18 protein-coding genes are annotated in these 20188 nt (G+C 65.5%); 12 read left to right on the plus strand and 6 right to left on the minus strand.

Going from position 1 to position 20188, the window contains the following annotated elements:
* Positions 1-6: 6 nt before the first annotated feature.
* Positions 7-213: a hypothetical protein gene (locus tag AC1DMY_RS18170; protein ID WP_477166272.1), complete on the minus strand. Its 207-nt coding sequence runs from the start codon at positions 211-213 to the stop codon at positions 7-9.
* Positions 214-358: 145 nt separating this feature from the next.
* On the opposite strand from AC1DMY_RS18170, the gene bioB reads away from it, so the two are divergent.
* From bioB to bioC, 5 genes are all read left to right on the plus strand, one after another.
* Positions 359-1363 (plus strand): biotin synthase BioB, encoded by a 1005-nt coding sequence (gene bioB, locus AC1DMY_RS18175; protein ID WP_477166273.1) that lies wholly within the window; start codon positions 359-361, stop codon positions 1361-1363.
* A 143-nt stretch (positions 1364-1506) separates the two neighbouring features.
* Positions 1507-2685 (plus strand): 8-amino-7-oxononanoate synthase, encoded by a 1179-nt coding sequence (bioF, locus tag AC1DMY_RS18180; RefSeq protein WP_477166274.1) that lies wholly within the window; start codon positions 1507-1509, stop codon positions 2683-2685.
* A 29-nt stretch (positions 2686-2714) separates the two neighbouring features.
* A complete protein-coding gene (locus tag AC1DMY_RS18185) occupies positions 2715-3473 on the plus strand; it encodes a sulfurtransferase (protein WP_477166275.1) in 759 nt (252 codons plus the stop codon).
* Complete coding sequence (gene bioH / locus AC1DMY_RS18190; RefSeq protein ID WP_477166276.1) at positions 3470-4240, plus strand: pimeloyl-ACP methyl ester esterase BioH; 771 nt, start codon at positions 3470-3472, stop codon at positions 4238-4240. Before AC1DMY_RS18185 ends, bioH begins: the two co-directional genes overlap by 4 nt.
* Positions 4237-5118, plus strand: a complete 882-nt coding sequence (gene bioC / locus AC1DMY_RS18195) for a malonyl-ACP O-methyltransferase BioC (RefSeq protein ID WP_477166277.1) — start codon at positions 4237-4239, stop codon at positions 5116-5118. Before bioH ends, bioC begins: the two co-directional genes overlap by 4 nt.
* 139 nt (positions 5119-5257) lie before the next feature.
* On the opposite strand, the gene AC1DMY_RS18200 is transcribed toward bioC, so the two are convergent.
* Positions 5258-5827 (minus strand): DNA-3-methyladenine glycosylase I, encoded by a 570-nt coding sequence (locus tag AC1DMY_RS18200; protein WP_477166278.1) that lies wholly within the window; start codon positions 5825-5827, stop codon positions 5258-5260.
* 3 nt (positions 5828-5830) lie between these two features.
* Positions 5831-6187, minus strand: coding sequence for a hypothetical protein (locus AC1DMY_RS18205; RefSeq protein ID WP_477166279.1), 357 nt, complete (start codon positions 6185-6187; stop codon positions 5831-5833).
* Between the two features lie 100 nt (positions 6188-6287).
* Between AC1DMY_RS18205 and AC1DMY_RS18210 the strand changes: the two genes are divergently transcribed.
* Together AC1DMY_RS18210 and AC1DMY_RS18215 are read left to right on the plus strand one after the other, a co-directional pair.
* Positions 6288-7184, plus strand: a complete 897-nt coding sequence (locus AC1DMY_RS18210; RefSeq protein ID WP_477166280.1) for a DMT family transporter — start codon at positions 6288-6290, stop codon at positions 7182-7184.
* Positions 7185-7217: 33 nt separating this feature from the next.
* Complete coding sequence (locus tag AC1DMY_RS18215) at positions 7218-7430, plus strand: alkylphosphonate utilization protein (RefSeq protein WP_477166281.1); 213 nt, start codon at positions 7218-7220, stop codon at positions 7428-7430.
* Between the two features lie 694 nt (positions 7431-8124).
* Here AC1DMY_RS18215 and AC1DMY_RS18220 read toward each other — a convergent pair.
* Positions 8125-9090 (minus strand): pyridoxal-phosphate dependent enzyme, encoded by a 966-nt coding sequence (locus tag AC1DMY_RS18220; RefSeq protein WP_477166282.1) that lies wholly within the window; start codon positions 9088-9090, stop codon positions 8125-8127.
* On the minus strand, positions 9087-10091 hold the full coding sequence (locus tag AC1DMY_RS18225) for an aldose epimerase family protein (protein ID WP_477166283.1): 1005 nt from the start codon (positions 10089-10091) through the stop codon (positions 9087-9089). Before AC1DMY_RS18225 ends, AC1DMY_RS18220 begins: the two co-directional genes overlap by 4 nt.
* A gap of 72 nt (positions 10092-10163) precedes the next feature.
* Between AC1DMY_RS18225 and pepN the strand changes: the two genes are divergently transcribed.
* On the plus strand, positions 10164-12821 hold the full coding sequence (gene pepN / locus AC1DMY_RS18230) for an aminopeptidase N (protein WP_477166284.1): 2658 nt from the start codon (positions 10164-10166) through the stop codon (positions 12819-12821).
* Positions 12822-12970: 149 nt separating this feature from the next.
* Here the strand turns inward: pepN and AC1DMY_RS18235 are convergent, their stop codons facing one another.
* The gene (locus AC1DMY_RS18235; RefSeq protein ID WP_477166285.1) at positions 12971-13156 is read right to left on the minus strand and encodes a hypothetical protein; all 186 of its coding nucleotides are present in this window, start codon (positions 13154-13156) and stop codon (positions 12971-12973) included.
* 569 nt (positions 13157-13725) lie between these two features.
* Here AC1DMY_RS18235 and mnmG point away from each other — a divergent pair.
* The 4 genes from mnmG to AC1DMY_RS18255 all read left to right on the plus strand — a co-directional run bounded on the left by mnmG (position 13726) and on the right by AC1DMY_RS18255 (position 19981).
* Positions 13726-15603 (plus strand): tRNA uridine-5-carboxymethylaminomethyl(34) synthesis enzyme MnmG, encoded by a 1878-nt coding sequence (gene mnmG / locus AC1DMY_RS18240; protein ID WP_477166286.1) that lies wholly within the window; start codon positions 13726-13728, stop codon positions 15601-15603.
* Positions 15604-15680: 77 nt separating this feature from the next.
* Positions 15681-16478 carry an RDD family protein gene (locus tag AC1DMY_RS18245; RefSeq protein ID WP_477166287.1) on the plus strand — a complete coding sequence of 266 codons (798 nt, stop codon included), beginning with the start codon at positions 15681-15683 and terminating at the stop codon, positions 16476-16478.
* 298 nt (positions 16479-16776) lie between these two features.
* Complete coding sequence (locus tag AC1DMY_RS18250; RefSeq protein ID WP_477166288.1) at positions 16777-17541, plus strand: winged helix-turn-helix domain-containing protein; 765 nt, start codon at positions 16777-16779, stop codon at positions 17539-17541.
* 88 nt (positions 17542-17629) lie between these two features.
* A complete protein-coding gene (locus AC1DMY_RS18255; RefSeq protein WP_477166289.1) occupies positions 17630-19981 on the plus strand; it encodes a Tex family protein in 2352 nt (783 codons plus the stop codon).
* The last annotated feature ends 207 nt before the right edge of the window (positions 19982-20188 follow it).

Raw genomic sequence — 20188 nt, forward strand, 5'->3', positions numbered from 1 at the left:
GGTCGCTCAGGCTTTGGGCTTGAACAGCGCGGCGTCTAGGATCGACCACAGATGGATGATCCAGCCCAGCCAGACGATCCACAGGATGGCGGCCAGCACGAACATCACCAGCGCGATCCAGAAACGCCCCTGCACCAGCTGGCCCAGTCCTGGGATGAAGAAACTGCAGATGGCTGCGAGCACGTTGCCCGAGCTGCCTTGTCCCGCACTCATGCCAGCCACTCCCGCTTGGTGAATGGCTCGATGGTAGCGGCAGCCATACGTCCGCGCATCGTCAACCCGTGACTATCACCTAAAGTTGACAAGAAAAGACGCGCTGCCACACTTGTCGCAGTCCCCAACTCCCAGAGCTGTCGCCATGGCCCACCCCATCCGTCACGACTGGACGCGCGCCGAAGTGGCCGCGCTGTTCGCGCTGCCGTTCAACGAACTGCTGTATCGCGCCCACAGCGTGCATCGCGAACACCACGATCCGAACGCGGTACAGGTATCCACCCTGCTCTCGATCAAGACCGGCGGCTGCCCGGAAGACTGCGCGTATTGCCCGCAGGCCGCGCGCTACGACACCGGCGTGCAGGCACAGAAGCTGATGAGCGTGGAAGCCGTGCTCGAACGCGCCAAGGCCGCCAAGAGCGCCGGCGCCAGCCGCTTCTGCATGGGCGCCGCCTGGCGCAGCCCGAAGGACCGCGACGTGCAGAAGGTCGCCGAGATCGTGCGCGCCGTGAAGGGCCTGGGCCTGGAAACCTGCGCCACGCTGGGCATGCTCAATGGCGAGCAGGCCAAGACGCTCAAGGGCGCCGGCCTGGACTTCTACAACCACAACCTGGACACCGCGCCGGAGTTCTACGGCGAGATCATCCACACTCGCCAGTACCAGGATCGCCTGGACACGCTCGAACACGTACGCGAAGCCGGCCTGAAAACCTGCTGCGGCGGCATCGTGGGCATGGGCGAAACGCGCGACCAGCGCGCCGGCCTGCTGCAGACCCTGGCCAACCTGCCGGAACATCCCGAGTCCGTGCCGATCAACCAGCTGGTGCAGGTGGAAGGCACCCCGCTCAGCGGCACCGACGCGATCGACCCGTTCGACTTCGTGCGCACCATTGCCGTGGCCCGCATCCTGATGCCCGCCTCGATGGTCCGCCTCTCCGCCGGCCGCCAGCAGATGGACGACGCCGTGCAGGCGCTGTGCTTCTTCGCCGGCGCCAACTCGATTTTCTACGGCGAAAAGCTGCTCACCACCGGCAACCCGGACGTGGAACACGACCGCCGGTTGTTCGAGCGCTTGAATCTGCATGCGCTGGAAGTGGTGGAGACCTCGGGCACCGTGCACGCGGATATCGTGGAGCACTGCGCGGCCTGATAGGTCCCCTAACTCCTGTGGGAGCGCACCCTGTGCGCGACGGGCCCGGAGCGCACGCTGCATGACGCGACCATCGATGACAGAGGTACACCACCGCGCCGCGGTCGCGCACAGGGTGCGCTCCCACAGGGAGGCGCCTCACGATGCGCACTGACCTGCTCACCCGCCTCGCCGCACAGACGCAACAGCGTGAACAGGCCGGCCTGCGCCGCCGCCTGCACACGGTGACCCACGCCGACGGCATGTGGCTGGAACGCAACGGCCGCCGCCTGCTGTCGTTCTGCAGCAACGACTATCTCGGCCTGGCGCAGCATCCCTCGTTGATCGACGCACTCAAACGCGCTGCCGACGGCGATGGCGTCGGCAGCGGTTCAGCGCATCTGATCTGCGGACATCGCAACACACATGCCGCGCTCGAAGAAGCGCTCGCCGAGTGGACCGGCCGCGAACGCGCACTTCTATTCTCCACCGGCTACATGGCCAATCTCGGCGTGATGCAGGCACTGCTCACGCGCGACGACGTGTGTGTACAGGACAAGCTCAACCACGCCTGCCTGCTCGATGGCGCGCAGCTCGCCGGCTGCGAGCTGAAGCGCTATCCGCATGCCGACGTGGAAGGCGCCGGGCGCCAGCTGCGCGCACGACCCGAGGCCGCTGCGCTGCTCGCCACCGATGGCGTGTTCAGCATGGATGGCGATATCGCGCCGCTAGCCGGACTGGCCGCGCTGTGCCGGCGCGAAGGCGCGACCTTGATGGTCGACGACGCGCACGGCCTGGGCGTATTGGGCGAGCACGGCGAAGGCAGCGTATCGGCCGCCGGCCTCACACAGGACGACGTCCCCGTACTGATGGCCACGCTGGGCAAAGCCCTGGGTTGCAGCGGCGCGTTTGTGGCCGGCCCCGCCGCCTTCATCGACGGACTGGTGCAGTCCGCGCGCACTTACATCTACACCACCGCCATGCCGCCCGCGCTGGCCGCTGCGACGCTTGCCGCGGTAAGGCTCGTGCAAACGGAAGGCTGGCGACGCGAGAAACTCCACACCCTGATCGCCCGCTTCCGTGCGGGTGCGGCGCAACTCGGCCTGCCGCTGATGCCCTCGCCCACGGCCATCCAGCCCCTGCTGCTGGGCGATGCGCAAGCCGCACTGGCGGCCTCCGAGGCGCTCGAACGGGCGGGTTTCCTGGTCACCGCCATCCGCCCGCCCACCGTGCCGCAGGGCAAGGCCCGCCTGCGCATCACCTTGTCGGCGGCCCACCAGGAAGGCGAGGTGGACCGCCTGCTGGAGGCGCTTTCCCGGCTCCCGCTGGCCGGCCCCGTATAATGGCGGTCTTGCCGTACCCCTCCCCTGTCATGTCCATCATCAATCTTTCCGCCTATCGCTTCGTCGGCCTGGACGATCTCCCTGCGCTGCGCGAGCGCATCCTTGAGCGCTGCGAAGCGCTGGCGCTCAAGGGCACGATCCTGCTCGCGCCCGAAGGCATCAACCTGTTTCTGGCGGGTCCGCGCGAACCCGTCGATGCCTTCATGGCCTGGTTGCGCACCGATCCGCGCTTCGCCGGGCTGGAGCCCAAGGAATCGATCTCCGAGGACGTACCGTTCGGCCGCATGCGCGTGCGCCTGAAGAAGGAGATCATCACCATGCGCATGCCGACCATCCGCCCCGAAGGCGGTCGTGCGCCGTCGGTGGCGCCTGCGACGCTGGAGCGCTGGCTGGCACAAGGCCATGACGACGACGGTCGCGAGGTCGTGTTGATCGACACGCGCAACGACTACGAAACCGACGTCGGCCTGTTCGAAAACGCGGTGGACTATCGCATCGGCAGCTTCACCGCGTTTCCCGATGCCATCGCAGCCGACCGCACGCGCTTCGAGAACAAGACGGTGGTCTCCTACTGCACCGGCGGCATCCGTTGCGAGAAAGCGGTGCTGCATATGCAGGACATCGGCATGGACAACGTTTACCAGCTCGAAGGCGGCATCCTGAAGTACTTCGAAGAAACCGACGGCACGCACTGGCGCGGCGAGTGCTTCGTATTCGATGAGCGCGGCGCGGTGGACAAGAGCCTGGCGCCTGCGCTCCTGCCCGCCAACAACGAGAGTCTTGGGTGAGCCTGCATATCGAAACCCACGGCCACGGCGAAATCCCCGTCGTGATCCTGCACGGCTGGGCCATGCATGGCGGCATGATGGAACCGCTGTGCGAAGCACTCGCCGATCGCTGCACCCTGCACGTGGTCGATCTTCCCGGTCACGGTTACTCGCGCGACAGCACGCTGCCACTGGAGCCGTCGCTCGTCGCCGAAGCGATTGCACGCATGACGCCGCCGGCGATCTGGGTCGGCTGGTCGCTTGGCGGACTGGTCGCGATGACCGCTGCGCTGGAACATCCGCAGCATGCGCGTGCACTGGGGGTGATCGACGGCACGCCGAAATTCTCGCGCGACGACAGCTGGCCCCATGGCAGCGATCCCAAGCTGGTGCGCCAGCTGGCCGACGATCTGGAAACCGACTATCACGGCACGCTGGAGCGCTTTATTGCGCTCGAAGCGATGGGCAGCCGCGATCCGATCGCCGAAGTACGCCACCTGCGCAGCCTGATCTTCCAGCGCGGCGAGCCGAACCTGCGCGTGCTGCAGGAAGGCATCCGCATCCTGGAAACCGCCGACCGCCGCGCCGATCTGGCCACGCTGAGCGTGCCCAATGCCTGGATCGTCGGCCGTCGCGATCGCATCGTGCCGCCGCCCGCCATGGCATGGTCGGCCGAACAGGCGCATGGCAGCTATGTGGAAATCGCACACGCGGGCCATGCGCCGTTCTTTGGTTATGCAAGCGAGGTCGCCAACGCCCTGGCGCCGCTGCTGGACAGTTTTCGATGACCGACTCGCATTTCGACCGCCGGCAGGTACGCCGCAATTTCAGCCGCGCGGCCACCACCTACGAACAGCACGACGCGCTGCAGCGCGAAGTGCAGACACTGCTACTCGATCGCCTGGGCTTCTACCTGGAAACACCGGAACGCGTCATCGACGTGGGCGCCGGTCCGGGCCGCGGCACGGCGTTGCTGCGCAAGCGCTATCCGAAGGCGCAGCTGATTGCGATGGATCTGGCGCTGCCCATGCTGCGCGCCGCCAAGAAGAACATCAGCTGGCTCAAGCCGTTCCAGCGCGTGTGCGCCGAAGCGACCTCGCTGCCGCTGCCCGACCACAGCGTGGACGTGCTCCATTCCAACCTGTGCTTCCAGTGGATCGATGATCTGCCAGCGCTGTTCGGCGAATGCGTGCGTGTGCTCAAGCCCGGCGGTCTGCTGGTGTTCTCCACCTTCGGTCCCGATACCTTGAAGGAGTTGCGCGCCGCCTGGGCCGACGCCGACCAGCAGCCGCACGTGAGCCGCTTCCTCGACATGCACGATCTGGGTGACGCCATGATCAGCGCCGGCCTGCGCGATCCCGTACTCGACGTGGATCGTTACACGCTCACTTACAGCGAACCGCGCCAGCTGCTCAAGGAACTTCAAGGGCTGGGCGCCACCAACGCCGACCGCGAACGCGAACGACACCTGCTGGGCAAGCGGCATTACCAGCGCATGCTGGCGGCCTACGAAACCATGCGTGTGGATGGCCGCATTCCCGCCACCTGGGAGGTCGTCACCGCGCACGCCTGGGGCCCGCCGCCGGGACAATCGCGGCGCCTGGCGGGCGGCGGTGAAATGGCCAGCTTCTCCATCGACAGCCTGCGCGGTTCGCGGCGTCGCTGAAAAAAACCGTTACCTGTGGGTGCACATGATTTGTGGGAGCGCACCCTGTGCGCGACGGCCCCAAAGATATCGAACCTTCCAGCGCGACGCTGGTCGCAGTCGCGCACAGGGTGCGCTCCCACATGATCGAGACGGTGCCCTAGACCTGCTTGTAGCGAAAACAACCCACCACATGGTCATTGACCATGCCGGTTGCCTGCATGAAGGCATAGCAAATCGTGGTGCCGACGAAGCGGAAACCGCGCTTCTTCAGATCCTTGCTCATGCGATCGGATAGCGGGGTGCTGGCGGGCACGTCACCCTGGCCGGTCCACTTGTTGCGGATGGGCTTGCCGTCGACAAACGACCACAGATAGGCGTCCAGGCTGCCGAATTCGTCGATCACCTTCAGCGCCGCCATGGCGTTGTCGCGCGTGGAATAAACCTTGAGGCGATTGCGCACGATGCCGGCATCGAGCAAGGCCTTCTCCAGCTCACGCTCCTTCATCGAAGCGACGCGCTTGATGTCGAAGTCGTGGAAGACGCGGCGATAGTTGTCGCGCTTCAGCAGGATGGTCCGCCATGACAGACCTGCCTGGGCGCCTTCCAGACAAAGGAATTCGAACAGCGCCTGGTCATCATGCAGCGGCGTGCCCCACTCGGTGTCGTGGTACGCGTGCATGTCTTCGCTATTGCCCCAGGGGCAGCGCTTTTTGATGGATGTCGCCATGATTCAATCCGCGGCTTGGCCGCCGCGCCCCGTGCGGAAACCGATGATGGCGCCGGCACACGCGGCCAAGACCGCGAGCCATGGCCAGAGAAATTGCCGCAACGACGGCAACCAGAATAAGCCCAGCAGCAAGCTGATCGCCGCGACGGCATAAACCCAACCGTGCTCCGGACGGCGCAACAGCAAGCTGACGCTGGCGATCAACAACAGCAACGCACCGAGCGCCGTCGGCACGGCCTTCGGCCACGCGACGCCCGCATGCACGCTCTGCAGCAAGTCAGGAAACTCAGGCAACATCCCGACGAAGGCCAGCAGTCCAATGCAGGCAACGAGGACGTTTCTTGCACGGGTTCCAGTCACGGCCATCCCCTGTAAGCTGCCGGGAAAGCCACGACGCTATCCCACCCCTGCGCGCCGGACAAGAGCAACTTGCCGTGCGCGATGCCACGTGCAGAACGCCATGACATCAACCACAGCTTCACGCGGCGCCTTGCTAGCCCTGCTCGCCACCATCCTGATCTGGGCCTACAGCTGGATCGTGATGAAGCAGGTGTTGCAGCATGCGGGCCCGTTCAACTTCTCCGCGCTGCGCTACTCGCTCGGTGCGCTGGTGTTGTTCGGCGCCCTGGCGGCGACCCGTCAATCGCTTCGGCCACCACCGTTGCTGCCCACCATCGCCATCGGTCTGTGCCAGACCACGGCCTTCCAGGGACTGGGCCAGTTGGCCTTGGAAAGCGGCGGCGCGGGTCGCGTGGCGCTGCTCGCGTACACGATGCCGTTCTGGTCGGTGTTGCTGGCATGGGTGATCCTCGACGACCGTCTGACCCGCCGCCACTGGTGGGGCCTGGGGCTGGCTGCGATCGGCCTGACCTGCATCATCGAACCCTGGCACGGCCTGGGCAGCCGGGAAAGTACGCTGCTCGCCATCGCCGCCGGCCTGGCGTGGGCGATGGGCACGGTGCTCAGCAAACGCGTCTTCATTCACCACAAGCCCACGCCGCTCAACCTCACCGCATGGCAGATGCTGTTTGGCGCGCTGGCCTTGATCGTGGTGGCGCTATGTGTCCCTCAGCGTCCCTTCGAATGGACCTGGGACCTGATCGCCGGCCTGGCCTATAGCGTAATCCTGGCGTCCAGCGTGGCCTGGGGGCTGTGGCTGATCGTGCTGCAACGCCTGCCAACGGCACTCGCCAGCGTCGCCAGCCTGGGCGTGCCCATCGTCAGCGTGTTGCTGGCGTGGGCGATCCTGCACGAGCAACCCAGCGGCATGGAAATCCTCGGCATCCTCTTCATCCTGCTCGGCCTGCTCGCCGTGAGCGGCATGCGCCTACGCCGCACCCAACCTGCAGGCGGTTAAAATGCCCGGTTTGCGTCGACCAGGAGACCACCCATGATCGTCAAAGACAGCAACGGCGCCGTGCTTGCCGACGGCGACTCGGTCCAAGTGATCAAGGACCTCAAGGTCAAAGGTTCGTCGCAGACGCTCAAGCGCGGCTCGATTTTCAAGTCCATCCGAGTTGACGAAGACAACCCGGAAGAAGTCGAGTGCCGCGATGGGCGTTCGACGCTGGTGTTGAAGACGTGTTTTATCAAGAAGGTTTGAGGGGCGGTACCTCGCCATAACGCGTCTACAGGAGCGCACCTTGTGCGCGACCACCCGGCGAAGCGATACATCCCAGCGCTGCGGTCGCGCACAAGTGCGCTCTTACAAGGGGATCAACGCTGCCAGTCGGCTCTTTGTGGGAGCGCACCCTGTGCGCGACAAACCTACGGAGCGGTACACCCCAGCGTGGCTGTCGCGCACAGGGTGCGCTCCCACAGACAAGCCCGAGCGGCTGGGGATGGCGCGAGGTCTAAAGCCGATGCGCAGCGAGGCTGCGCTTTAAGTCCTCTTCGCCGTGGCGCGTTGCGGTGTAGCCGAAACGCGTGTCGGACGATCGCCACGCTTCCGAGCCCCTCGAGCCACAAACGCTCGTGTTCAACAGAGCGCTACGAGCCTTTGCTCTTTTAGGCCATTCTCTTTGGGTTACTTTCGACGCGAAGCTAGTCCCGTGGGATCTCTTGGGCCAGCAAGAGAAAAGTGACTCGAGCGGCGGCAGCCGTTCGAAACGCCCGCCGCGTAGGCGGCACCCTGGCGGAGCCGCGACGATCGCAGCGCGCCGCTACTGGATGACCAACCATTCGGCTGTTGAGAAGCGCCTCCGGCCTGCGCCGGGATGACGAGCTGGAAACGCTCCCGCGAGCACCCGCCCCTCACCCCAACCCTCTCCCCGCAGGGGAGAGGGAGAAAGAGCAAGTCACCAAGGCAACGCCTCAATATCCACATTCCCCCCACTCAGCACCAACCCCACCCTCTTCCCCCGAAACAACTCCGGCCGCTTCAACACCGCCGCCAACACCGTCGCACTCGACGTCTCCACCACCAGCTTTAACTCGTTCCACAGCAGCTTCATTGCCGCGATCACCTCGGCATCGCTCACCGTCGTCACTTCCACGCGATGCATCTGCAGCGCGTCGAAATTCGTCGCGCCGATCAGCGTGCGCAACCCATCGCAGATCGTATCGGGCACAAACGGCCCCACGCGCGCACCCGCCGCCAGCGAACGCGCCGCGTCATCGGCGCCCGTCGGCTCGGCGCCATGGATGAGAAGCTGCGGCGCGATGCCGTGCGCTGCGATGGACGTACCCGCGATCAAACCGCCGCCGCCGATAGGCGTCACGACCACGTCCAGGCCGCCGCTTTGTTCGAGCAGCTCCAGCACGGCCGTGCCTTGCCCCGCCATCACGCGTGTGTCTTCGAACGGGTGCACCAGCTCGGCGCCCGTCGCGCGCTGCACCTCGGCTGCCTTGGCTTCGCGTGCCGCCTGGGTGGCTTCGCAACGATGAAGAATCGCGCCTGCCCGCTCGATCGCTTCCAGCTTGGTACGCACCGCACCGTCAGGCACCACGACGTGGGCCGGAATGCCGCGCGTCGCGGCGGCCAGGGCCAGCGCATTGCCGTGATTGCCGGATGAATGCGTCACCACGCCGCGCGCGGCCTGCTCATCATCCATCGACCACACCGCGTTGCAGGCGCCGCGAAACTTGAAAGCGCCGCCACGTTGCAGGTTTTCGCATTTGAAGTAGAGATCCGCGCCGGTCAGTGCGTTCAACGCGGCGTTGCGCAGCACAGGTGTCAGCACAGCATACGGGGCAATGCGCGCGGCAGCTTCCTGCACCTGCGCAAACGTGGGCAGGGCGGCTCGATGGACGGTAACGCTCATGGACTCTCGATCTCCACACCACAAGTGAAACGGCGCTCGGCGCCGGGTTCAAGACGGATTGCATCGGCGCAATCGAGGCGATTGAACGCGTCGGACCAGCTTTCCATGGGCTCCAGCGCCACCGAGCGACGCACGTCGCGCGTCACCGTGTCGGCGGTGAAAGCCAGCATCACGCCGGACGGCTGCCATACGGCGATGCCGATGCCGCTGCTCGGATCACGCAGGCGCGTGCGCGCTCGGCCGTCCGTATCGCAGCGCAGGTCGGCAAACGCGTGGTTAAGCTCGCGCGGACCAATCGCCTGCATCGTGCGGAAATCCAGTTCCGGCGCATGCTCCAACGGTGCGCGTGCACTTTCACCAGCGATCGGAATGAACGCCTCGTCGGTCCGGACAACGCTGGCCGCCGGTATCTGCAGCTCCCAGCCGTCGATGGGCGCATCGGACAGGCGGAAATACGGATGCCAACCGAAGAAGCACGGCGCCGCGCGCTTGCCCACGTTGCGCATTGCGGCTTCAAGGGTCAGACCACTCGCGTCGAGCGTGAAGCTCACCGCCAGGTCGATGGCAAAGGGATAACCCGGATGGACACCCGGACGGATCGCCTGGGTCGTGAAGGTGACATGCGCGCCCTGCTCGTCGGCAGCGAGCCGGGTGATGTCGAAGTCGACGCCGCGCACAAAACCATGCCGGGCCGCGCGCGCAGCGCCTTCGACGCCCGGCTGCAAGTCGTAGGGCTCACCGTCGAACACATAGCGTGCGTCGTCGATGCGATTGGCGAACGGCACCATGACGGCAAAACGGGAGCTGGGCCGGGTGTCGAGTTCGCCGGCGTCGCGATAGCCGTCGGCGATGTTCCGGGTGCCATGCGACGAGGGCACGTCGAAGCTCAGCAGGGTCGCACCGCGTCGCGCGATGCGCACGCTACGGCCCCGTGCCGGGTCGGTCAGCACGGCGATCTCGTGCTCGCCCAGTTTTCCGCGTTCCGCAAGAAACTCCGCCATTGTCTTGTCCTGCCGGGAAAGGCCCGCATGTTAGCCTGACTCATCCCCTGCTTCCCCAGTTTCGGCCCCCTCATGAGCATTCGCAACGACATCGCCTCCCCCGTGATCCGGCTCAGCGATTACCGCGCCCCGGCCTGGCGCGTGGAGAAGATCGAGCTGGACTTTGACCTGGGCATCGACAGCGCTGAGGTTACCTCGCGCTTGCATCTGCAACGCGACAGCGCTCAGAACGAACCGCTGCGACTGGATGGCGAAGGCCTGGAACTGCTGTCGATCTCGCTGGATGGCCGAGCCCTGCCTGAAGACGCCTGGCGTGTCGCAGAGAACGTGCTTGAAGTGGACGGCGCAGACGACGGCAGCGTGCTGGAGACGCGCGTGCGCGTGCAACCCGCCGCGAACACGGCCCTGGAAGGCTTGTACCTGTCCGGATCGCGTGAGGCCGGCTTCCTGCTGACCCAGTGCGAGGCCGAAGGCTTCCGCCACATCACCTACTTTCCCGATCGCCCGGACGTGCTGAGCAGCTACACCGTCACCCTGCGCGCCGATCGCGAGCGCTTTCCAGTGCTGCTGGCCGGCGGCAACCCCGATGGCCATGGCGAGCTGGAAGGCGGCCGTCATTGGGCGCGCTTCGTCGACCCGCACCCCAAGCCCAGCTATCTCTTTGCGCTGGTGGCCGGACGCCTGCAGAAGATCACGCGCGACTACGTTACCCACAGCGGTCGCCACGTGCAGCTGGTGATCTGGGCCGAGCCCGATGCCATCGGCCAGTGCGGCTATGCCATGGATGCGCTCGAGCGCTCCATGCGCTGGGACGAAGAGACCTATGGGCGCGAGTACGATCTCGACGTGTTCCATGTCGTCGCCACCCACGATTTCAACATGGGCGCGATGGAGAACAAGGGTCTCAACATCTTCAATGCGAAGTATCTGCTGGCCGATCCCGATAGCAGCACCGACGACGAATACCGCGCGGTGGAAGCCGTGGTTGCGCATGAGTACTTCCACAACTGGAGCGGCAACCGCGTCACCTGCCGCGACTGGTTCCAGCTGTCGCTGAAGGAAGGCCTCACGGTATTTCGCGAACAGCAGTTCTCGGCGGACATGAATTCGGCGCCGCTCAAGCGCATCGAAGATGTCGCGTTGCTGCGCCGCGCGCAGTTTCCCGAAGATGCCGGCCCGCTCGCCCACCCGGTGCGCCCCGCGCAGTACAGCGAGATCAACAATTTCTACACGGCGACCGTCTACGAGAAAGGCTCCGAGCTCGTACGCATGGTGGCCGGCCGGCTGGGCCGTGAGGGTTTCCGCCGCGGCATGGATTTGTACTTCTCCCGCAACGACGGTCGCGCCGCCACGCTGGAAGATTTCCTCGGTGCGCTTGGCGAAGCCAACGGCATCGATCTGACGCCGTACCTGGCGTGGTACGCGCAAGCCGGCACGCCACGCGTAACGGCGCGTGGCCACTACGACGCCGCGCATCGCAGCTATACGCTGACCCTGTCGCAGCACACGCCGGCCACGCCCAATCAGCCGACCAAGCAGCCGTTGCCGATACCGGTGAAGTTGGCGCTGTTCGATCGCGATGGACACATGATGCCCCTGCACCTGGCAAACGAGGACGCCGAAGCGTCGGGCGTCACCGAGCGTGTGATCGTGCTCGATCGCGGCGAGCAATCGTTCGTGTTCCAACAGGTGGCTTCCGCGCCCGTGCCCTCGCTGCTGCGCGGCTTCTCGGCGCCGGTGATCCTGGAGTGCGACTACTCTCCCGCGGAGCTGGCGCTGTTGCTGCGCCACGACGTGGATGGCTTCAACCGTTGGGAAGCGGGCCAGCAACTGGCCGCACGCGCATTCGACAATCTGCGCGACGGCGATGCCACCCAGGCACTGGATGCATGGTGCGATGCGCTGGCTGCCTTGTTCGGCGAAAGCGCCATCGACGATGCCCTGCTTGCCGACCTGCTGACGCCGCCCAGCGAGATCGAACTGGCCGAGCGCGAGCGCGTGGTGGATCCCTCCCATGTGCACGCGCTGCGCCTGAAGCTGCAGGAGCACTTGGCTCTGCGCATTGGCCGCGAGGTGTTACAGCGGCGCTACGACGCCCTGGCCGCCCACACCAATGTGCAGCTCGACGCTGCCAGCCAGGCGCAGCGTCGCCTGAAGCGGCGCGTGCTGGACCTGATCGCCACCATCGATCCGTGGAGCGCGCAAACGCTGGCCACGCTGCAATACGACAACGCGCCGAGCATGACCGATCGACTGGCTGCGCTGTCGGTGCTGGTGCGCGGCAATGCCACGCAGGCGCATGCCGCCCTGCTGCATTTCCGCGAACGCTACGCCGACAATCCGCTGGCGATGGACAAGTGGTTCTCGGTGCAGACGCAGCTGCCGGGCGATGCGGTGATCGAGCGCGTGCACGCGCTGGAACGCGATGCCGCCTTCACCATGAAGAATCCCAATCGCGTCACTTCGTTGTTTGGTGCGTGGGCGCGCGGCAATCCCGACGGTTTCCATCGTCCGGACGGCAGCGGTTATCAACTGCTCGCCGAGCGCCTGCATCAGCTGGATGCACTCAATCCGCAGGTGGCCGCGCGGCTGGCCACGGCGTTCAACGGCTGGCAGCGGCTGGAACCCACGCGCCATGCGGCGGCGCGTGCGGCGATCGAATCACTGGCGGCGCAGCCCCATCTCTCGCGCAACCTCGGCGAGATCGTGCGCAGCATGCAGCACGGCTAGTCGACTTCGCAAAAGAAGACACCCGAGTGCGTCCCGTCCTTGGACGGGGCACCCGGGCGTAATGGGGTAAAGCGAGAGGATGAAACCTGATGAAGCGGTGTTGCTGACGCGCTGGCGCCCGTGATCAACGGTCGTCGCGGACGCGGCGCTCAGATCGCCAGTTGCGCCAGTTCGTCGCGCAAGCGGGTCATTCGCGAAAGCAGACGCGGGCGCAGGGCCTGGCGTTCGTTCTCGCTGCGTTCTTCCAGATAGTCCATGGCCATTTCAACGCGGCCAAGTTCGATCAACAGATCGTGGTGCGGATAAACCGGTTGCAATTCGACGCTGAATTCCATGACGTTTATTCCCCCAAACCATAGCCTTGTCCGGCATGGGAGTAGAAGCAATGCGCGTGCCAGCAACGTGATCGCCATCACATTCATTTTGGCGCTGGATCACGGAATGACGCTGTGCGTCACGAGGTGCCACGACTCGGCACAAACGGGCGTTTTAGTCACTCCACGTTCACGCGTAAGGGGTAAATATCGCCCTCAAGACGCGCAGCAACTTGCTGCTGCCAGTGACTAATTTTCGGTTTCTGGCGCCCGGCAACACGGTCATCCTGGATTCCCCCTGTTCCTGAGACCGCCGGGCGCCAGATCTTATCCAGAGCGCTTGCAGGCTCATTGCGACCCTACAAGGCTTAGAAAAGGCGACGGCGCCCCGAGGGGCGCCGTCTTGCTTCCTCTCCCCGGCACGCGATCGAACCCCTGTCGTTCGATCTCGGCGCGCATAAAGCGCAGCTTCTGCCCGTGGAAAGTGCATGGATTGAGAAGCAGGAAGCGTGCCAACGGCCAACGTGCCGTCACGGGGTTACCATAAGCGTCCAACTTGGTCCAAACCTGCGCTTCCGGGGCAGTTTTCTATGTTTCACCCAGTTTCCTACGACGTCATTGTGGTCGGTGGCGGCCATGCCGGCACCGAGGCTGCGCTTGCCGCGGCACGGTCCGGCGCGCGCACGCTGCTGCTCAGCCACAACATCGAAACGATCGGCCAGATGAGCTGCAACCCAGCCATCGGCGGCATCGGCAAGGGCCATCTGGTCAAGGAGATCGACGCCCTCGGCGGCGCCATGGCGCAGGCGGCCGATCGCGCCGGCATCCAGTGGCGCACGCTCAACGCCTCCAAGGGGCCGGCCGTGCGCGCCACGCGCTGCCAGGCCGATCGCTCGCTGTACAAGGCGGCGATCCGCCGGATGGTGGAGACCCAGCCGAACCTGGAGCTGTTCCAGCAGGCCGTGGACGATCTGATCCTCGAGGGCGGCCGCGTCACCGGCGTGGTGACCCAGATGGGCCTGTCGTTCCACGCCCGCGCCGTGGTGCTCACGGCCGGCACCTTTCTCGCGGGCAAGATCCATATCGGTCCCGCGCAGTACGCCGGCGGCCGCGCCGGCGACCCGCCCGCCAGCACTCTGGCGCAAAAGCTGCGCGAATTGCCGGTGGCCGCCGATCGCCTGAAGACCGGCACGCCGCCGCGCATCGATCTGCGCAGCATCGACTTCACCGGCCTGGAAGAGCAGCCCGGCGACAACCCGGCGCCGGTGTTCTCGTACCTGGGCTCGCGCGATGACCATCCGCGCCAGGTCAGCTGCTGGATCACGCATACCAGCGAACACACCCACGAGCTGATCCGCGGCTCGCTCGACCGCTCGCCGCTGTACAGCGGCCAGATCGAAGGCGTCGGTCCGCGCTACTGCCCGTCGATCGAGGACAAGGTGGTGCGCTTCGCCGAGAAGAGCTCGCACCAGATCTTCATCGAGCCCGAAGGCCTGGACACCTTCGAGGTGTATCCCAACGGTATCTCCACCTCGCTGCCGTATGACGTGCAGCTGGCGCTGGTGCAGTCGATCAAGGGCTTTGAGAAGGCGCACATCACGCGTCCGGGCTACGCCATCGAATACGACTATTTCGATCCGCGCGGCCTGCATCCCTCGCTGGAGACCAAGACCATCCCGGGCCTGTATTTCGCGGGCCAGATCAATGGCACCACGGGCTACGAGGAAGCCGCCGCGCAGGGCTTGATTGCCGGCCTCAACGCCGCGCTGGCCGTGAAGGGCGAGGCGCCGTGGCATCCACGCCGCGACGAGGCCTATATCGGCGTGCTGATCGACGATCTCACCAGCAATGGCACGATCGAGCCGTATCGCATGTTCACCTCGCGCGCGGAATATCGACTGCACCTGCGTGAAGACAACGCTGATTTGCGCCTCACCGAAACCGGCCATCGCCTCGGCGTGGTGCCGCAGGCTCGCTACGATGTCCTGCGCGCCAAGCGCGAGGCGGTGGAACGCGAAACGCAGCGGCTCGGCGCCATCTGGGCCGCACCCGCGAACGCACTTGGTGCCACTGTGGCGCAGCAGCTTGGCATCACCCTGAGTCGCGAAACCAACGTGCTGGACTTGCTGCGTCGCCCGGAGCTCGATTACGCCACGCTCACGACAGTCGACGGCATCGGTCCCGCCGTTGCCGATGCCAGCGTGGCCGAGCAGGTGGAAGTGCAGACCAAATACGCCGGTTATCTCGAGCGCCAGCGCGAAGAGATCGAGCGCCAGCGCCGCCACGAGCAGACCGCGATTCCCGGCAGCTTCGACTACGACAAGGTGCGCGGCCTATCCGCCGAAGTGCTGCTGAAGCTCAAGCGCGTGCAACCGGAAACGATTGGCCAGGCCGCGCGCATCAGCGGCGTCACGCCTGCCGCCATTTCGCTGCTGCTGGTGCACCTCAAGCGCCGCGACGCGGCCTGATTCAGGATCTTTGCTGCACCAAGACGGCGTGCCCGCATGGCATCATGCGGGCCTGACGATGCATCTCGGAGCGCACCATGGAAGTTTGGATCGGACGGGACGGCGAGCGGCACGGCCCCTACAAGGAAGTGGATATCCGCCAGTGGCTGCGCAGCGGACAGATCAGCCCTGACGATCTGGGCTGGTATGAAGGCATGACGGACTGGGCGCCGTTGTCGTCGCTGTTTCCCGAAGAATCGCGCGCCGAACCGCCCGCATTTTCGCCTGCGCCGCCGGCGCCGCCCTATACCGCGGCTCCAGCGACGTCGTACGGCGGCAGCGCCGTGGCAGCGCTGGAAGACTACGCAGGTTTCTGGAAGCGCCTGGCGGCCTACATCGTGGACGCGCTGGTGCTGTGGATCCCCAACACGATACTCAGCAACATGCTGGGCGCCAGCAAGGCGGCCGAAGCGTATGTGCAGGCCAAGCTCGCTGCCGGCGACGATCCGCACCTGGTGCTGCAGGCGCTCGATACCTACATGAACGCGCTGTGGCCCGCGCTGATCGCGCAGACCCTTCTGGCGTGGCTGTATTTCGGCCTGTGCGAGAGCTCGGCATGGCAGGGCACCGTAGGCAAGCTGGCCCTGGGCATTCGTGTCACCGACATGGATGGCAATCGCATCAACTTCATGCGTGCCACCGGCCGTTATTTCGGCAAGATCCTCAGCGCCATGATCTTTTGCTTCGGCTTCCTGATGATTGCCTGGACCCAGCGCAAACAAGGCTTGCATGACATGCTCGCCAAGACGCTCGTGCTCAATGGCCGTGCCAAGGACGTCGCGGCGACGACGCACCGCACCGACCCCGGCAACAGCGACAGCTCGTTCAGCGCCTGACCCACCAAACCTTGGTGGTAGAGGCTTTGGTCGTAGGGGCTTTCTCGCGATGAGACGTTCCGCCGTGGCAACACGGCGGAACTGACATTGCGGGCACATCACGTTCACACACGCATTGCATCTGCTCGGCCAATGGGCCATGCCTTCGATGCCGACATGGCCCATTGGCAAATGGACGTCCGATCGCTGCGATGCGCATTCTCTGGATGTACGTGCGCGTTATGACCTATGGCGGATGCGCGTATTTGCGTAAGTAGCGCATGCTTGTCATACAGGGGGCCGTGGATCAGGCAAGCTCATGGCCCAGTCACATCCTGATTGCGGCTGGATTTACCAATGCGACGACCTCGTCGTCGACCCGCGCGCACACCGTCTCGAACGGGCTGGCAGCCCGATTTCCGTCGAGCCCAAGGCTTACGCGGTGCTGGTAGTCCTGCTGCAACAAGCCGGCGAAGTCGTCGGCAAGGACACCTTGCTCGATGCCGCTTGGGGACATCGGCACGTCACTCCTGGCGTACTCACTCGCGTGATCTCGCACTTGCGGCACGCATTGGGCGATTGCGCGTCACAGCCGCGTTACATCGCCACCGTGCACAGCCTGGGCTATCGCTTCATCGGCGAAGTGCATCGCATCCCCTCCAGCGCGATGCCGGCAGACGAGCCGCTGCCCGATGTCGCAAGCAACGATGATTCGACCCTCACGGCGAAGGCGCCCGTATTGCCGCCATCTCCACCGCCAACGCAAACCGGGGCGAGCTCCGGCCGCTGGCTTGCCGCAGCGATCACGCTGGTGCTCATCGTCGCCGTGCTGGCGGCGGTTAGCCTGTGGCATCCCCCCGCGGATGCGGGGCGCGCGCCGCATATGACGCCGCCACCGGCTCTCGCGGTGATGCCGGTGGCACGCGAGCAGGAGGAAGTGCGGCCGATGCGCGTGCGCCGCTGGCCGCACTATCTCCGCGTGGCCACCCAATATCCCGGCGATCGCGACGCTGTGCCCGCCGAGCTTGGCGCAGCAGGCTTTCTGATGCTGCGTCCGGAGCAAGGGCCGGCGGCCAACCTGTAAGCAGGCATCGACTTGCTATGATCGACGGTCCGGCGGATCGCGTGGCGATCCGTTGTTTTGTCGAACGCTCAGGAATCGTCTTAGCCCCATGCTCAGCATCGAACAACGTATTGCCCAGGACATCGCCGCCAAGCCGGATCAGGTTCATGCCGCGGTGGATTTGCTCGACGGCGGCGCCACCGTGCCGTTTATCGCGCGCTATCGAAAGGAAGCCACCGGCGGCCTCGACGACACACAGCTGCGCCTGCTGGAAGAGCGGCTGCGCTATCTGCGCGAACTCGAAGAGCGGCGCAGCGCGATCCTGGCCAGTGTCGAGGAACAGGGCAAGCTCAGCGATGCATTGAAGAACGACATCCTCTCGGCCGACACCAAGGCCCGCCTGGAAGACTTGTACCTGCCGTACAAGCCCAAGCGCCGCACCAAGGCTCAGATCGCGCGCGAAGCGGGCCTGGAGCCGCTGGCCCTGGGTCTGCGCGAGGATCCCACGCAGTCGCCGGAAGCGGCGGCCGAATCCTACGTCGACGCCGAGAAAGGCGTGGCCGACGTGCGCGCTGCGCTGGATGGCGCGCGCGCCATTCTCATGGAAGCCATTGCCGAAGACGCCAGCCTGGTCGGCGAGCTGCGCCAGTGGCTATGGGATAAAGGCCAGATTCGCGCCAAAGTGGTCGCAGGCAAGGAAAACGAAGGCGCGAAATTCCGCGACTACTTCGATCACATCGAACCGATCGGCAAGATCCCCTCGCATCGCCTGCTCGCCCTGATGCGTGCGCGCAACGAAGGCGTGATCGAGCTGGAACTCTCGCCGGCGCTGGACCTGGAACAGGGCCACGTCGAAGGCGAAGGTCGCGTGGCGGCGCATGCCGGCATTCTCGATCGCGGTCGTGCGGCCGATGCGTGGCTGCGCGAAACCGTGCGCATGACCTGGCGCGTGAAGCTGCATCTGCATCTCACGCTCGACCTGTTCGGCCGCGTGCGCGAAGGCGCGGAAGACGAAGCGATCCGCGTGTTCGGCGACAACCTCAAGGACCTCATGCTCGCCGCGCCGGCCGGCGCCAAGAGCGTGATGGGACTGGACCCGGGCATCCGCACCGGCGTGAAGGTGGCCGTGGTCGACGCCACCGGCAAGCTGCTGGCCACCGATACGATTTATCCGCACGAGCCGCGCCGCCAGTGGAACGAATCGTTGGCTGCCCTGGCGCGGCTATGCCAGAAGCACGGTGTGGATCTCATCGCCATCGGCAACGGCACCGCCTCGCGCGAAACCGACAAGCTGGCTGGCGAACTGATCAAGGGCCTGGCCAAGTCGCATCCGGAACACAAGCTTTCGAAGGTGGTGGTGAGCGAAGCGGGCGCGTCGGTTTACTCCGCCTCGGAAGTCGCCTCCAAGGAGTTCCCGGATGTGGACGTGAGCCTGCGCGGCGCGGTGTCCATCGCGCGGCGCTTGCAGGACCCGCTGGCCGAGCTGGTGAAGATCGAACCCAAGGCCATCGGCGTGGGCCAGTACCAGCACGATGTGAACCAGGTGAAGCTCGCGCGTGCACTCGATGCGCGCGTCGAAGACTGCGTGAACGCGGTGGGCGTGGATGTAAACACCGCGTCGGCGGCTCTGCTGTCGCGCGTCGCCGGCCTGAGCGCCAGCGTGGCCGAGAACGTGGTGAAGCATCGCGATGCCAATGGCCCGTTCTCCAACCGCAAGGCACTGCTCAAGGTGCCGCGTCTTGGCGACAAGGCATACGAGCAGTGCGCGGGCTTCCTGCGCGTGCCCAACGGCGACAATCCGCTCGATACCAGCGCGGTGCATCCGGAAGCCTATCCGGTGGTCGAGCGCATCATTGCCCAGTGCGGCCGCGAAGTGCGCTCCATCATGGGCGACACCAGCTTCCTGCGCGGCCTCAAGGCAGAACAGTTCACTGATGAGACGTTCGGCCTGCCGACCGTGCGCGACATCCTCAAGGAACTGGAGAAGCCCGGCCGCGACCCGCGCCCCGAATTCGTGGCGCCCAGCTTCGCCGACGGCGTGGAAGACGTGAAAGACCTGCGTCCCGGCATGGTGCTGGAAGGCCGCGTGACCAACGTGGCGGCGTTCGGCGCGTTCGTGGACATCGGCGTCCACCAGGACGGCCTGGTGCACGTCTCGGCGCTGTCGCACACCTTCGTCAAAGACCCGCGTGATGCGGTGAAGGCCGGCGACATCGTCAAGGTGAAGGTGATGGAGGTCGACCTGCCCCGCCAGCGCATCGGCCTGTCCATGCGCCTGGACGACGAACCGGGCCAGCAGGTCCGCGGCGCTCGCCCGGCCGGCGGCAACGATGCCTCGCGTGGCGGTCCGCGCGACAACCGCGGCCCGCGTCCGGGCGGCGGCGGCGGTGCACCCAAGCCGGCGCCGGCGCCATCCAACAGCGCCTTCGCCGACGCCTTCTCCAAGGCCCAGAAGCGCTAAGCCCCCTCTGTAGGAGCGCACCCTGTGCGCGAACCGCGAAGCGATGTCCAACCATCGCCCCGGTCGCGCACAGGGTGCGCTCCTACAACATTGAGGCCTGGACTAGCCCCAATCTTTCTCGGTGCGGCGCAGCATGCGCTTACGTATGGGCATGCATTACCGTAACGCAGTCATAACAAAGCCGCCCGGTTCAAGGAGTGTTACCGA

Source organism: Dyella sp. 01L423 (genome assembly GCF_056399945.1).